Below are 14,438 nucleotides of genomic sequence, written 5' to 3'. Positions count from 1 at the left end.
TAACAATTTGAAACCGCTGCCCGCATAAATTGAAGTCTCCATGCCCTCGCAACGCTCGACCACAGCGGACAAGTTTATTGTGGACCGCCGGAAACCCCATCGCAACAGCGATGTGGCGCGCGCGGTGCGCAAGACGCGCGACCGTCTTTCGCAGCAGGCCGGAAATCCTGATTTCGACCGCGAGCTGTTGAAACTCCACGCCGGTGCGATGATAGGCGGCGCGATCATAGTTCCGCTTCTCGTCCTGGCGACCGCCGCGACCGGTCTGTTTGCTGGCGTCGGTCAGGAAATTGGCGTCTGGGCCCTTTTTACACTCATCTGCTACACGATCGTCGTGTTCATGGCGAGGCGCGTCGACCTAACGGAAGCTGCCGAACTCAACCCGCTGCAAACGCACGGTGATTTCCTGATCGGCCATTTCCTTTGCGGCCTGGGCTGGGCCTGGTTCGCCTGGCTCGGTTGCGATGCTTGCCAGGTCGACCAGTTTCAGCTGATCAAGGCGGTGGTGCTGCTGCTTGCCATGGCGGCGACCGCGATCACGGCGTCATCGCTGCGCGGTGCACTGCTGGCGACCTTCGCCGTTCCTGTCGCGGCCTATGCCTATGCCGGCGCCAGGCAGTGGATGCCGGTCGAACTGATCATGGCCGGGTTGCTGATCGTCTCGCTGCCCTTCTTCGTCTATGTGGCGCGCCAGCTGAATCGCTCGTCCTTGATGTTGCTGTCGTTCCGCTCCGAAAAGGATGCGCTGATCGCCGAATTGGACACCGCGAAATCGATGTCGGACGAAGCGCGGCGACGGGCGGAGGACGCCAACCTGGCAAAGTCGCGGTTTTTGGCCTCGATGAGCCACGAGTTGCGGACGCCGCTCAACGCCATTCTCGGTTTCTCCGAGGTGATGGCGAACGAGGTGCTCGGCCCGATGAGCAACCCGACCTATCGCGACTATGCTCGCGATGTCCACGACTCTGGCCAGCATCTGCTCGACCTGATCAACGAAATCCTCGACCTGTCGCGCATCGAAGCCGGCCGCTACCAGCTCAACGAAGAGCCGATGATGCTGCTGTCCGTCGTCGAGGATTGCTGTCACATGATGGAGCTGAAGGCGCGCAACAAGGATATCCGGATCGTCCAGGATTTCGAAAACGCCTTGCCGCGCCTGTTCGCCGACGAACGCGCGGTGCGACAGATCGCGCTCAATCTTTTGTCGAACGCCATCAAGTTCACCGGGACTGGCGGCGAGATCCGCGTGCGCGTCGGCTGGACGGTGGGCGGCGGCCAATACCTCTCCGTCAAGGACAACGGGCCTGGCATACCGGAAGACGAGATTCCGGTCGTGCTGTCCGCCTTCGGCCAGGGCTCGATCGCCATCAAGAGCGCCGAACAAGGCACCGGGCTTGGCCTGCCGATCGTCCAGAGCCTGCTCGCCATGCATGGCGGCGAGTTCGAACTCCATTCCAAACTGCGCGAAGGCACCGAGGCTATCGCCATCTTCCCGTTGAGCCGGGTTATGGAGGAATTGCCGGCGCTGCCGACTAAAGCCGTTGCTGCGCGCCGGCGATAGACGCTTAATGCATGTCGCGCAAAAGTGTGCAGCGGTTTTGCGATAACGACATGCGTAAAAACAACAACCTAAAGCGCGTCGCATGAGGCGGGTCGAACGCGACGCGCTTTAATGAACCGCCGCCGCCATGCCCGAACTGGTGAGCGCAGCGGCTTTGACCAGGCCCGCCGCAAGGGCCGCTCCTGCCCCCTCGCCGTGGCTCACGCCGAGATCAAGCAGCGGGCGCAAGCCGAGCCGCTCCGCGACCCGAGCATGCGCAGGCTCTGGCGACAGGCTGGCAAGCAGGCAATGGTTGAGCGCGGCGGGGTTGGCAGCATGCAGCGTCGCGGCGGCGGCAGTCGCAACTAGCCCATCGAGCAGGGCGGGAATCTTCTGCATCCGGGCGGCGAGGATGGCGCCGGCGATCGCCGCGAATTCACGGCCGCCAACCCGGCGCAACGCTTCCAGCGGGTCCCTGAGACCTGTGCCGTGGAAGGCTAGCGCGGCATCGACCACTTCCGCCTTGCGCGCCCGCATCGATGCATCGGCGCCCGATCCGGATCCGACCCAATCGGCGCCCTTGCCGCCAAACAGTGCGGCACACAAAGTCGCTGCAACGGTGGAATTGCCGACGCCGAGGTCGCCAAGGCAAAGCAGATCGGTGCCGCCGGCGATCGCCTCCATGCCGAAGGCCATGGTGGCGGCGCAGCCGCGCTCGTCAAGTGCTGCGTCCTCGGTGATGTCGGCGGTCGGAATGTGCAGCGCTAGATCGAACACTTTCAGCCCGAGATCATTGGTGATGCAGATCTGGTTGACCGCCGCACCCCCGGCCGCGCAAAGCTCGACGGCGTTCGCCGTGGCAGCGACAGGCCGTGGCGAAATGCCGTGCCGAGCGACGCCGTGATTGCCGGCGAAGATCGCCACCAGGGGCCGGTTCACTGTCGGCGGCGCACGGCCGCTCCAGGCAGCGAGCCACGCGGCGATGTCCTCGATGCGGCCGAGCGAACCTGTGGGTTTGTCGGCCTTGGCAAACAGCGCACGGACGCGGGCTTCGGCCGCCGTGTCGGCCGGCGGCAGGGTCGCCAGAAGATTGCGAAAATCGTCGAAGGGCAGCGCGCTGGTCATGTCGTTGGTGATCGTTTCCAGATTTGGTGAGCGGCATAGCCGCCTTGCTCGGCCGGCACAACTGCCTGCATTGACGCGAAAGCGGTTGCCGGCGGCGCATTCCGGAGGGCTTGCATTGGCCTTGCCGTTACACCATGTGGAAGCGAGACAAGGGATTCCTGACGGAACCCTGAGAGAATATTATGACGGCCATCGAATCCCCATGCATCCTGGTCTGTTCGATCGATATGAAAACCGGCTTCTGCTTCGGTTGCGGCCGCACGCGCGAGGAAATCGGCGCCTGGATCGAGATGACCCCTGAAATCCGCCGCAACGTGATGGCCGAGCTGCCGGCCCGGCTGGAAACAGTTGAACGCAGACCGCGCCGGGAAACCCGCCGAACCCGCCTCGCGCGCGAACGCGACGCTCTCTCGTGAGCCACATATGAACCGGTTTTTCTGGGTTTTGATGATCCTGATCGGGGTAGGTGTGGCCCTGCTCATGCTCAACGATTCCGCCGGCAGCACATTCGGCGTCGAGAATTACGATTTTAGCCGGCTGATCTGGCTTGGCGCATTGGTCGCGCTCATCGGCGCCGGCCTGCTCAGATCAGGCAGACCCTTGGGCACGATGGCCCGCAATCTGGGCACCTGGGCCGTCATCGTGCTCGCACTGATCGCCGGCTACCAATACCGTTATGAATTGCAGGATTTCGCCAGCCGGGTAACGGCGGGCCTTGTTCCCGGCAGTCCGCTGGCATTGGGCCTTGAGGACGGCCATGCCACGGTGACCCTGGACAAGGCCGGCAATGGCCATTTCGAAGCGCGCATCATGGTCAACGGCACGCCGGTCCGGGCCGTGGTCGATACCGGCGCAACCAGCACCGTGCTGACCGCGCAGGACGCGCAAGCGGCCGGGTTCAATCCAGCCGTTCTCAATTTCACCATCCCGGTTTCCACCGCCAACGGCATGGCGCGCGCCGCCGCCGTCAGAACCGACGAATTGGCGATCGGCGGGATCGTGCGCAAGGACATGCCGGTGATGATCGCCGCGCCCGGCATGCTCGGCCAGAGCCTGCTCGGCATGAATTTCATCGGCTCACTGTCCGGTTTCGACGTGCGCGGCGACCGCATGATCTTGCGCGATTGAACAGTCGGGCTGCTTCGGCGCTGCTCAATGAGCGTTGAGCATCTCGACCGCTTGATCAAACCGGCCGTCCCGCTCCGCCCAGCGCAGGAACCCCACGCGCTCCACCAGTATCTCCTTGGGCGTCGGCTCCCGGCTGAACAACGCCATCGTCTCGTCAATGAACGCATCGAGCGGCATATACTCGTCGCGCATCGACTGGCCGGGCGTGAGTTCAGTGCGAACCGCGGGTGGCGCAAGCTCGATCACTTCGACCCTGCCCCTGAGTTGCTCGCGCAACGACACCGTATAGGAATGGATCGCCGCCTTGCTGGCATTATAGGTCGGCGTGCCACTCAGCGGCACGAAGGCCAGGCCTGACGAGACGTTGACGATCACAGCATTTTGCCGGGCCGCCAGATGGTCGATCAGCGCGTTGGTGAGGCGGATCGGCCCGAACAGATTGGTGACGATCGTCTCCTCCGCGTCGCGCAGATCGCGGGTTCTGGTCAGATCTTCGCGGCGCATGACGCCGGCATTGTTGATGAGCACGTTGAGCGCCGGGTGCTCGGCGACTACGCGGTTGGCAAATGCTGCGATTGCTTCCGGATCTTCAACATTCCCGACCATGGAGTGCATGCCTTCACGCCCGGCGATCGTCCGCTCGAGCGCCTCCTTGCGCCGTCCCGCAACGATCACAGTGTTTCCAAGCGCATGGAAGCGCAGCGCCAGTTCCCGCCCGATCCCGGACCCGCCGCCGGTGATGAGGATCGTATTTCCGGTCATTTTCATCGTTCTGTGCTCCATCTATTCCAGCCAATCGGGGTCAAACGATCCCGCCGTTTGCGAATACCGTCTGCCCGTTGACCCAGGCACCGTCCCCGCTGCAGAGCGCCGCGATTGCGTCGGCAATGTCGGACATTTCATACCGAGCTATGCGGTCGACGGCTTGCCAACGCATGCGCAAAACTTGCTCGATCCTGCAGCCCACGTGATGTTTGTCCGCCCGCATGCTAGGATCGTCAGCATCGCGCCGCTGCAGGAGACATTGCATGGACATCCTCAAACATGCCGTTCACACCTATGCCGCCCGCCACGCAAACCGGGACGGCCTGGCGCTGACGCCAGTGCCGGGCCTGCGGATGATGTGCGTCGAGTCACCACATGGCGACTTGCATTCGATCTATCGGCCGCTGGTTTGTCTGGTTCTGCAGGGTGCCAAGCTCATGACTGTTGGCAGGGAACAGCAAGTCTTCACCGCCGGGCAATCCTTGATCGTGAGCGCGGACATGCCGGTCGTCGGACGGATTGTGCAGGCAAGCCAACGCGAGCCCTATCTGGCCGTCGCGGTCGAACTCGAGATGACGCTCCTGCGCGAGGTCGCGGCGCAGTTGGGCAGCGTGCGTGCGCAGCGCCCGTCAGAGACACGCACCTTGTTCGCTGAAGACACCAATGCCGCAATTCTGGATTGCGCAGTGCGGCTGATGCGCTTGCTGGACCGACCGGATGCTACCTCGCTCCTGCGCCCCGGAATTATGCACGAGCTGCATTATTGGCTCCTCTCCGGTCAGCATGGCGCTGCTCTGCGGTCGCTTGCGGATCCGGACGGCCACGCGAGCCGTCTCGCTGCGGCCATCGCGATTCTTAGAGCCGAGTATCGATCGCGTATTCCCGTCGAGCGCTTGGCGGCGGCAGCGGCGATGAGCCTCACCGCCTTCCACAAGCACTTCAAGCACATGACATCGCTGACGCCGGGACAATACCATAAGCGGCTTCGTCTGATCGAAGCACGCCGCCTCATGCTCGATGAAGGCTTTTCGGCAACCAGCGCCGGGTTCGAGGTGGGCTACGAGAGCATCTCGCAATTCACCCACGAATATCGCCGCACATTCCAGGCGCCGCCGAAGCGCGATGCGCTGCGCACTCGATCCATGTCGCACGCGATCAAAGAAGAAATGCAGGACGCCGAGCGGGCGAGCGCTGCTTAGCTTGACTAGGTTTGCCCGAGCTATCGACGGTCCTCTGGTTTGCTGAACAGACCGCGGAAGACACGCAAGCGACCGCATGATCTGCGCGATTGGACTGTCACGCTGCTTCTGCGTCCGTCCCGCTAAAATCGACTGCAGCGAAAGCCGCCTTCAGCACATCCGGTCCGGCGCCGGGCCTTGTCGCATCGGTCGAAAGGATCTGCCGGTAACGGCGCGCACCGGGCAGACCGTGGAACAGGCCGACCATGTGACGGGTGACATGGCCAAGCCGCCCGCCCCGCTCGATATGGCGTGCCGCATAATCCGCCATGGCATCGATCAGCGCGGCAAAATCGAACGTTTTGGGTTTGTCGCCGTAAAACGCCGCGTCGACGCCTGCCAGAATGCCCGGCGTATGATAAGCGGCGCGGCCGAGCATGGCGCCGTCGACATGATCAATGTGGTCGAGCGCCTCTTCAAGGGATTGAATGCCGCCGTTGATGCCGATGAATTTGTTTGGATTTTTGGCCTTCAGCCGATACACCCTGTTGTAGTCGAGCGGCGGGATGTCGCGGTTTTCCCTAGGGCTCAGCCCTTCCAGCCACGCCTTGCGGGCATGCACCCACAGCGCGTCTGCGCCGGCCGCGAAAACCCCGTCCGCCAGCGCATCGAGCGCCGGCTCAGGATCCTGCTCGTCGACGCCGATGCGGCATTTGACGGTGACGGGGATGCCGACAGAGGCTTTCATCGCCGTGACGCAATCGGCGACCAGAACCGGTGCTTTCATCAGGCAGGCGCCGAACGTACCCGACTGGACGCGGTCGGATGGGCAGCCGACATTGAGGTTGATCTCGTCATAGCCGAAGGCCTCGCCGATGCGCGCCGCCTCGGCAAGCTTCTGCGGATCGGAGCCGCCGAGCTGCAACGCCACCGGATGTTCCGTACCATCGAAGCCGAGCAAGCGCTCGCGCTCGCCGTGGATGACCGCGTCGGCGACGACCATCTCGGTGTAGAGCAATGCCCGGCGCGTCAACTGGCGATGGAGGAACCGGCAATGCCGGTCCGTCCAATCCATCATAGGTGCAATGGCAAATTTACTTGCATTATCAATCACTTATACATACTTTCTAACTTATAGCTTATCAGGCGGATCGACATAGCTGACTTTTATGATATGTGGCGCATTTGGCCGAATTTCAAAGGTAAACCGAGATGTCGCCAAACACTGCTTTCCTACTCATGGCGCAATATAGTTGCAAAGTCATCATTCCGCTTGAAGATGTCCGGCGCGACATCTTCTCCCATTTGACACTACAGAAGATGCTTAGGAAGCTCGGCTCAGGCGACATCGCTCTACCAGTCGTACGGATCGAGAATAGTCAGAAATGTGCTAAAGGCATCCATCTGCAGGACTTGGCCGGCTATATCGACAAGCGGCAAGCAGCTGCAGCCCGGGAATGCAGGCCGTTGCACGGCTTTTGTCCCTATCCAGTCCGGTAGAGTTTTCCTCCCCCATCGCTGGTCGGCTGTGCCATTGCCGGCACTGCGAGGCGGCGTTGGAGGCGCTTGATCGATCGTGGCAGATGATCGATTGCATGCCTTCAATCTGGGGCCGTCTGTAGTATTCAATCCATCATCGGCTCGCCGAGCGTATGCATCAAGCGGTTCGCCCAGCCGAAGATGGCAGCGGACAGGACCAAGTCGAGACACTCCAGCTCATTGAGCCCGACGTCGGCAAGCGCCTGCGCGTCGGCGACGGTCGCCTCGGGCGGCGTGGTCGACAGGCGTGCCGAGAAGTCGAAGATTGCCTGGAGGTGCTCGTCGAGCGTTGCCTCAAGACCATCGGCGAAGACAGCCTCGATGACGTCCGTGCGCTTCGTCAGGTGGTTGAACCGCGAGGCGTGCACCGCGGCGCAGTATACGCAGCGGTTGACGACGGAAGCGGCGACGGCGCCCAGCTCGCGCTCGCTGCCCGCCAGGCCGTCGCGCCCGTACATGATCAGATTAAATAGGGGCGAGCGGACCGCGAGCGACTCTGGGTCATGCGCAAGCGTGAGCACATAGGGGGAGATGCCCTTGCTGGACGGCGTCACCTGCATCGCCGCACGCTGCTCGTCGGTAGCAGTCGCGAGATCGACTGGAACCACATAGGGTTGCCAGCGCGGTATCGTGGTGGTGAAAGTGTGGACGACCTCGCTCAACGCATTCCTCCGATCAGCGTGATACCCGCAATGACGCGCACCTGGTAGTTGACGAAGGCCGCGAGCTCCGAGAGCCGGACTATATCAGCGTCGGCTACGCCAACCTCGCGCAACGCGTCCACATGGGCGCGCGTGGCCTCGCGTGGCGCGAGCGTGAGCCGATCGGCGTGACGGACTATCTCCGCGGTACGCCGGTCCGTCACGTTCGTGCCGGGGTTGACGAGCGAGGCTGTCGTCGGTTCGTCGGCGCGGGCGACCAGGGTGTCGTAGTGGCCTGCGAGCGCCGGGGTGCGATTGAGGCGCGCCATCCGGGCGGCGAGCGCGGCCCTGAGGCCATGAGACAGGCCGCCGGGTTCGCGCGGCAGTAGCACGGCATCGTGGGCCGCTTCGCTGAGGCGCAAAATCTCCGAACGTTTCTCCATGGCTTCCGCAAGCGCGGAACCCGGCCCTGCGGGGGCAAGGTTTTCGATGAGTCTCAAAGCAAGCCCCTCGGTACGTCAGCAGGCATGCGATCTAGGTAGGCGCGACGGGCCACTATGTCAAATAAGAATGATATCTGGCCTTCAATGCAGAAAATTTATCTATTACCCATCGTCAATTGGGAAATGTCATGCTTTAATGACATGACAGAGAGTGGTTGATGTCCAGTATGCATTCTAACTCTTTCGATATCCGACAACTTGAAGCGTTCGCAGCCGTGATGTCCGCCGGTAGCGTGACCGGAGCGGCACGGCTGCTTGGCCGATCTCAGCCGGCGGTCACTCGGCTTATCCAGGATCTAGAATCCGATATCGGCTATGCGCTGCTGCATCGAAGCGGACCGCGAATCAGCCCGACCGCGCGCGGTCTACTCTTCCACGCCGAGGTAGAGCGCCATCTCGCCAGCCTAGCCCACATCCGCGAACGGGCAAACGCTATCGGTCTCGATGAGCCGGCTTCGCTGACGATCGCGGCCACGCCTTCACTTGCGGCCGGCGTTCTACCCCAGGCGATCGCGGCCGTCGCGCCAGACCTGCTTCCGCGTCATCTTCATGTGCAGGCGCTGGCGGCCGAGAACGTGGTGCAGGCCGTGCTTGCCCGTTCGGCGGACTTCGGGATCGCAAGCCTTCCGCTGGAACACCCCGGCCTTGAAGTCCACTGGGTCGCCGACGCCCCATGCGTCGTCGCTCTCGCCGTGAGCGATCGGCTTGCCGGAAACGACGTGGTGCGCCTTGCCGATCTCGCGGACCGCCGCATCATCACCCTGGCGAACCCCTACCGCTTGCGGCACCGCGTCGACGAGGCACTCGAACGTGCAGGCGTCACGCCGCAGCGGATCATCGACGTCAACGCCTCGATGACGGCCCTCACGATGGCCCGCGCTGGACTGGGGGTCGCGATCGTCGAGCCGGCGACCGTCTGCGGCGTTCCACTCGAGGGTATCATAATGCGCGTGCTTGACCACACGATCCCCTTCCTGTTCGGCGCAATTTCACCTGCCGCACTGCCGATGACGCCGACCGTCGCCGCCGTGATCGATGCGGCGCGCACGGTTGCCTTGGCGATGCCTGGCTGCCGCCTGCACGACTCGTCCGGCGACGACGCATTGGCCGACACCGTCTACGGGCAAACTTTGCTATCCGAGGAAGCGCCATCGTGAGCGACATGTCAGCGTTTCCGAGCAGTCTCGACGCTCTTGAGGCGCGCCTGCAGCAGGACCTCGCTTGGCTGGAACTGCCGGCCAAGGCCTGGGTTCCGACCCGCGTCGTCGACGGACAACGTGTAATCGATGTGGTGATCATCGGCGCCGGCATGGCTGGGCTTGTCGCCTCAGCCATGCTGAAGCGGCTCGGTGTCGCCAACCACATCGTCCTCGACAAGGCACCCGCCGGTCGAGAGGGTCCATGGGTCACCTTCGCACGGATGCGAACTCTTCGCTCCCCGAAGCAACTGACAGGGCCTGCGATGGGGCTGCCGGCGCTGACGTTCCGCGCCTACTACGAAGCCTTGCATGGGCGCGACGCCTGGGTGGCGCTCGACAGGGCGCCGCGCGAGACGTGGATGGACTACCTGGTATGGTACCGCCGTGTGCTCGACCTCCCGGTGCGCAACGCGACAACTGTCGACGCTATCCTCCCGCGCCCGGACGACATGCTCGACATCGTATGCCGTCAGGACGGCCGCACCAAAACGATGATCGCCCGCCACGTGGTGCTCGCGACGGGCCGCGACGGCCTGGGCGGCCCCTTCGTTCCTCCCATCGCCGACGACATCGAGCGCAAGTACTGGGCTCACACCGCCGACGTTATCGATTTCGCGTCGCTACGCGGCAAGCGGATCGGCGTCGTAGGAGCCGGCGCTTCTGCGATGGATAACGCCGCCACCGCTCTCGAGGCCGGGGCGGCTCGGCTCGACATGTTCGTGCGCCGCACAGACTTGCCACAGATCAACAAGTTCACCGGCATCGGCAGCCAGGGCGTGGTGCACGGTTTCGCCGGCTTACCCGACGAATGGAAGTGGCGCTTTCTCGACTACGCCATGCGGGCACAGACGCCGCCACCCCGCCCCAGCGTTCTGCGCGTCAGCGCGTTCCCGCAGGCTCATCTACACTTGGGAAGCCCAATTACCGGGCTGGAGCAGGACGGCGATCACCTCGTGGTGACGACGCCGAAAGGCAGATATCCAGTCGACTTCCTGGTCTTCGGCACGGGCTTCAAGATCGATCTGACAAGCAGGCCGGAATTCGCTGCCGTCGCACCCTACATCCGCCAGTGGCGTGACCGCTTCCCCGTACCGGCTGACATGCCGAACGGCGAACTCGAAGCCTCGCCCGATCTTGGAAACGCGTTTGAATTCCTCGAAACAGAGCCGGGTGCCTGCCCGGCGCTCTCCCGGATACACTGCTTCAACTTCCCAGCTACGCTGAGCCACGGCAAACTCACGGGTGACATTCCTGCCATCAGCGAAGGCGCCGACCGGCTAGCGCGTGGCATCGTCAGGGCGCTCTTCGTCGCCGACCGCGAGCGCCATTTCGCCGATCTGCAAGCCTTCCACACGCTCGAACTCCTCGGAGACGAATGGGCAGATGACGAAACCGCGACGGACGAGGCGAGCGATTGCCTGACGCTTCCCGAACCATCTCCCGAAAGGACACCGACCAGAAATGCTTGAGCTCAAAGATTTAAAGCTGTCCTACGGAAGCACGCAGGTTCTGAACGGCGTCGATCTCTCTGTGAAGCGCGGGGACGTGGTGTCGATCATCGGCCCCAGCGGCACCGGCAAGACCACGCTGCTGAAGTGTATCAACTACCTGGTAAAGCCGGCGTCCGGCACTATCGCGTTCGATAAGCTCAAGATGGACTACCAGCGCCCGGACAACACGGCGATACAGGCGATCCGGCTCCGGACGGCCATGGTCTTCCAGCAGTTCAACGTCTTCAAGAACATGACGGTCATTCAGAACGTGATGGATCCGCTGATGGTCGTGCAGCGCAAGTCAAAGGACGAGGCGCGGGCGATCGCCCTGAAGGAGCTCAATCGGGTAGGCCTCTCCGACAAGTTGGACAGCTACCCGTCCCAGCTCTCCGGTGGCCAGCTCCAGCGGACCGGCATCGCGCGGGCGCTCGCGATCAAACCAGACGTGATGCTCTTCGACGAACCCACGTCGTCGCTCGATCCCGAACTCGTTGGCGAAGTTCTTAGGGTAATCAAGGACGTCACGTCATCGGGGATCACCTCGCTGCTCGTCACCCACGAGATGCAGTTCGCAAAGAACATCTCGAACCGCATCGTCTTCATGGATCGGGGCGTCGTCGCCGCCGACGGCAGCCCGACCGAGATCTTCGACGCGCCGTCGAATCCACGCCTTGCCCAATTCCTCAATTCCGAGCTTACAATCCAGTAGAGAAAGGATGCCTGACATGCCTTCTATTAAGTCAACTTCCCGCCGTACTTTCGCCCTCGCCGTAGCCGGCGTCGCATTCGCCCTCGCAACGGCTGGCGTATCCCACGCCCAGGATGTGCGCACCATCAAGATCGCGACGGCAGCCGAATCCAAGCCGCTGTCCTGGGGTGCGATCGGCGTCGAGCCGCAGGGCTACGAGCCCGACGTCCTCAAGGCCATCAACGCGAAGCTGCCCCAGTACAAGTTCGAGATGGAAGGCGCAGCCGACATCGCTCAGGAGACCGGACTTGTCACTGGCAAGTACGACATCGCAACCGGCGGCTACTACCGTGCGCCCGCTCGCGAAAAGCAGTTTCTCATTCCGGAGAGCCCGATTGGCGCCAGCTTGATCAAGATCTATAGCCGCAAGGACAGCGGCATCAACGAGATGAAGGATCTCGTCGGAAAGAAGATCGTGCCCGTCACGGCCGGCGGCGGCATCTACAAGTTCGCTACCCAGTGGCAGGAACAGAACCCAGACTACCAGATCGAAATCACCGCATCGAGCGCGGGCATCCCGTACCCGGATCGCCTGAAGGAGGTCCAGAACGGGAAGTACGACGCGCTGGTTCTGCCGTCCAACCTTGGCGAGCAGACGGTCATCGACCAGCAGAAGCTCGACATCAAGGCGAGCGAGCCCGTCGCTATCAACAACACCTTCGTCCTGATCCACCGCTCTGAGGAGAACAAGGCCCTCTCCGAAGACATCGATAAGGCGCTGAAGGAACTCAAGGCCGACGGCACGCTTGCGAAGTTCTCGCAGAAATGGTTCGGCGAGGACATCACCACGTATATGAAGTAACGCCCGGCTGAGACACCGGCGATCAGGCCCAAGACTGAAAGAAGGAGTGTTCCACTGTGGACCTTTCCATAATGATCTCCGAGCTGCTCAAGGCATTGCCGCTGACACTCGCGATCACATTCACGGCCATGATCGTCGGCTTCTGCCTGGCGCTGATCGGGACCACATTCCGGGTGCGCAGAATACCGGGGATCAGTCACCTGGCCGACCTCTACGTATCCTATGCCCGGAGCGTCCCAGTCGTCCTCCAGTTGTTCGTCGCCTTCTACGGACTTCCCTTGATAGTCGACCTGTTCGAGGTCGAGGATTTCGTCTCGCCCACCGTGGCTGCGATGTTGGGGCTCAGCCTCTACCACGGAGGTTATCTGTCTGAGGTCATGCGGCCGGCATACCTGGCCGTCGATCGCGGCCAGCATGACGCCGCAGACAGTCTCGGATACACGGTCCGTCAAAAGATCCTTCGCGTCGTCGGGCCGCAGGCGGTGCACATCGCGTTGCCCGGCTACGGCAACTCCATCATCTACCTGATCCACAACGTTGCGCTGGTCATGTACATCGGGGCGGCGGACGTGATGGCAACCGCGCATCTGGTCATGGAGAGGGACTACAACCAGTACCAGTTCGAAACCTATCTCGTGCTGGCAGTGATCTATGCGCTGCTGTGCCTCGTGGCATGGCTCGTCGTCCGCTTCTTCGAAATGCGGAACTCGAAGTTCACGCCAACGGCCACGCCGGCCAAGGATACCATGATGGCAAGCGTCTGATCGAAGAGGAGGTTATCACATGTTCGATTCCGAAGTTCTTCTTCCCGATCTCTGGGACATCCTTGGCGCGGTTCCTGTGACGCTCGCCATGGCGCTTGCGATCTTCGTCCTCTCTACGATCGTAGGCAGCCTGTTTGCGATGGTCGAATATCGGCGGGTACCAGTGCTGCGGGAACTCGTCGTGGCCTACAAGGTCGCCTTCAAGGGCGTCCCGATGGTGATCGTGATCTTCCTCGCCTACTACGGCCTTCCCCCCGCACTCCAGTTCCTGGTCTCGCTTGTTGGAATAGAATTCAACGGTCACTTGACGCCTAACTGGGTCACGCTCATCGTTGCGTTGACTGCTTGCGTCGCCGCTTTCCAGGCGGAAGTCGTGAAGGGCGCCCTCAACTCCTTTGACACCGGTCAGGCGGACGCGGCCTACTCGTTGGGCTACAAACGCAGCCAATTGTTCCGGCGGGTCATGCTTCCCCAGGTGATCGTAGCCGCAATCCCGGACCTCGCCAACTCGTTCATGGTGATCATGAAGGCGCTTTCTCTCGGATTCGCTATCGAGGTCGTTGACATCTTTGCGCAGTCCCAGTTGACCGCCGCGCTGAATTTCTACTACCTCGAAGCCTTCTTGATCGCTGTCGTCATCTACATGGTGATCGCCTATATCGTCACACACGGCGCCGATCGGGTGGAAGCAGCCCTTAGGGCCCGAACTTAAGGGAGTCTCGCATGCCCCATTGGACGGACCGATAAAAAAGTTCCCATATCCTACCAAAAACACGCTTAGCAGCGACGGAAGCTTCTGAGAAGCGGCGCTTGAGCCCGGATTGGTCACCTGAATGTGCACGAAAGCGAGAAGGCTAGGTCATCCGAAAGCTGACCACCCAGCGCGGCCTGCTATCATCAAGGGGATTTAGCCCGGCTATCGCGGAGGCGTCCCGCGGAGTCTGCGCCGCCGCCGCATTTCCTGCGGTTTCCGCCGCGCAGGACGACTGATTGTAGTTGTGTGCGTCAAGTTC

General features: G+C 62.2%; 16 protein-coding genes. 11 read left to right on the top strand and 5 right to left on the bottom strand.

The genetic code is table 11. From position 1 onward, the window contains the following. Window positions 1–40: 40 nt before the first annotated feature. Window positions 41–1,561: a sensor histidine kinase gene (locus BQ8482_RS32760; protein WP_123151318.1), complete on the top strand. Its 1,521-nt coding sequence runs from the start codon at window positions 41–43 to the stop codon at window positions 1,559–1,561. Between the two features lie 108 nt (window positions 1,562–1,669). Here BQ8482_RS32760 and BQ8482_RS32755 read toward each other — a convergent pair whose 3' ends face one another. Further along, entirely contained in the window at window positions 1,670–2,665 is a 996-nt protein-coding gene (locus BQ8482_RS32755) for a nicotinate-nucleotide--dimethylbenzimidazole phosphoribosyltransferase (protein ID WP_123151317.1), read from the bottom strand. A gap of 182 nt (window positions 2,666–2,847) precedes the next feature. Between BQ8482_RS32755 and BQ8482_RS32750 the strand changes: the two genes are divergently transcribed. Together BQ8482_RS32750 and BQ8482_RS32745 are read left to right on the top strand one after the other, a co-directional pair. Continuing rightward, window positions 2,848–3,081, top strand: a complete 234-nt coding sequence (locus BQ8482_RS32750) for a DUF1289 domain-containing protein (RefSeq protein ID WP_123151316.1) — start codon at window positions 2,848–2,850, stop codon at window positions 3,079–3,081. Window positions 3,082–3,088: 7 nt separating this feature from the next. After that, window positions 3,089–3,793 (top strand): TIGR02281 family clan AA aspartic protease, encoded by a 705-nt coding sequence (locus BQ8482_RS32745; RefSeq protein ID WP_123151315.1) that lies wholly within the window; start codon window positions 3,089–3,091, stop codon window positions 3,791–3,793. Between the two features lie 24 nt (window positions 3,794–3,817). On the opposite strand, the gene BQ8482_RS32740 is transcribed toward BQ8482_RS32745, so the two are convergent. Continuing rightward, window positions 3,818–4,561, bottom strand: a complete 744-nt coding sequence (locus BQ8482_RS32740; RefSeq protein WP_123151314.1) for an SDR family oxidoreductase — start codon at window positions 4,559–4,561, stop codon at window positions 3,818–3,820. Window positions 4,562–4,821: 260 nt separating this feature from the next. On the opposite strand from BQ8482_RS32740, the gene BQ8482_RS32730 reads away from it, so the two are divergent. Continuing rightward, on the top strand, window positions 4,822–5,757 hold the full coding sequence (locus BQ8482_RS32730; protein ID WP_123151313.1) for an AraC family transcriptional regulator: 936 nt from the start codon (window positions 4,822–4,824) through the stop codon (window positions 5,755–5,757). A gap of 97 nt (window positions 5,758–5,854) precedes the next feature. Here BQ8482_RS32730 and dusA read toward each other — a convergent pair whose 3' ends face one another. Continuing rightward, entirely contained in the window at window positions 5,855–6,850 is a 996-nt protein-coding gene (dusA, locus tag BQ8482_RS32725) for a tRNA dihydrouridine(20/20a) synthase DusA (protein ID WP_165848810.1), read from the bottom strand. A 98-nt stretch (window positions 6,851–6,948) separates the two neighbouring features. On the opposite strand from dusA, the gene BQ8482_RS32720 reads away from it, so the two are divergent. Beyond that, window positions 6,949–7,236 (top strand): pyocin activator PrtN family protein, encoded by a 288-nt coding sequence (locus tag BQ8482_RS32720; protein ID WP_123151312.1) that lies wholly within the window; start codon window positions 6,949–6,951, stop codon window positions 7,234–7,236. A gap of 125 nt (window positions 7,237–7,361) precedes the next feature. On the opposite strand, the gene BQ8482_RS32715 is transcribed toward BQ8482_RS32720, so the two are convergent. Beyond that, window positions 7,362–7,937 carry a peroxidase-related enzyme gene (locus BQ8482_RS32715; protein ID WP_123151311.1) on the bottom strand — a complete coding sequence of 192 codons (576 nt, stop codon included), beginning with the start codon at window positions 7,935–7,937 and terminating at the stop codon, window positions 7,362–7,364. Next, window positions 7,934–8,416, bottom strand: a complete 483-nt coding sequence (locus BQ8482_RS32710; RefSeq protein WP_123151310.1) for a CMD domain-containing protein — start codon at window positions 8,414–8,416, stop codon at window positions 7,934–7,936. The genes BQ8482_RS32715 and BQ8482_RS32710 overlap by 4 nt, the downstream gene beginning before the upstream one ends. 161 nt (window positions 8,417–8,577) lie before the next feature. On the opposite strand from BQ8482_RS32710, the gene BQ8482_RS32705 reads away from it, so the two are divergent. Genes BQ8482_RS32705 through BQ8482_RS32680 form a run of 6 tightly spaced genes read left to right on the top strand, consistent with a single transcriptional unit; the run spans window position 8,578 to window position 14,137 of the window. Further along, complete coding sequence (locus tag BQ8482_RS32705) at window positions 8,578–9,576, top strand: LysR family transcriptional regulator (RefSeq protein WP_123151309.1); 999 nt, start codon at window positions 8,578–8,580, stop codon at window positions 9,574–9,576. Beyond that, window positions 9,573–11,087 (top strand): NAD(P)-binding domain-containing protein, encoded by a 1,515-nt coding sequence (locus tag BQ8482_RS32700; protein ID WP_123151308.1) that lies wholly within the window; start codon window positions 9,573–9,575, stop codon window positions 11,085–11,087. The genes BQ8482_RS32705 and BQ8482_RS32700 overlap by 4 nt, the downstream gene beginning before the upstream one ends. Then, window positions 11,080–11,820: an amino acid ABC transporter ATP-binding protein gene (locus BQ8482_RS32695; protein ID WP_123151307.1), complete on the top strand. Its 741-nt coding sequence runs from the start codon at window positions 11,080–11,082 to the stop codon at window positions 11,818–11,820. The genes BQ8482_RS32700 and BQ8482_RS32695 overlap by 8 nt, the downstream gene beginning before the upstream one ends. Window positions 11,821–11,836: 16 nt before the next feature. After that, complete coding sequence (locus tag BQ8482_RS32690) at window positions 11,837–12,661, top strand: amino acid ABC transporter substrate-binding protein (RefSeq protein ID WP_123151507.1); 825 nt, start codon at window positions 11,837–11,839, stop codon at window positions 12,659–12,661. A 56-nt stretch (window positions 12,662–12,717) separates the two neighbouring features. After that, entirely contained in the window at window positions 12,718–13,425 is a 708-nt protein-coding gene (locus tag BQ8482_RS32685; protein ID WP_123151306.1) for an amino acid ABC transporter permease, read from the top strand. A 19-nt stretch (window positions 13,426–13,444) separates the two neighbouring features. Further along, window positions 13,445–14,137: an amino acid ABC transporter permease gene (locus tag BQ8482_RS32680; protein WP_123151305.1), complete on the top strand. Its 693-nt coding sequence runs from the start codon at window positions 13,445–13,447 to the stop codon at window positions 14,135–14,137. Window positions 14,138–14,438: the final 301 nt, after the last annotated feature.

Origin of the sequence: Mesorhizobium delmotii (genome assembly GCF_900149755.1) — a bacterium.
Classification (GTDB): domain Bacteria; phylum Pseudomonadota; class Alphaproteobacteria; order Rhizobiales; family Rhizobiaceae; genus Mesorhizobium; species Mesorhizobium delmotii.
The sequence above is the reverse complement of the archived record's forward strand: the minus strand, read 5'-3'. Positions and strand labels throughout refer to the sequence as shown.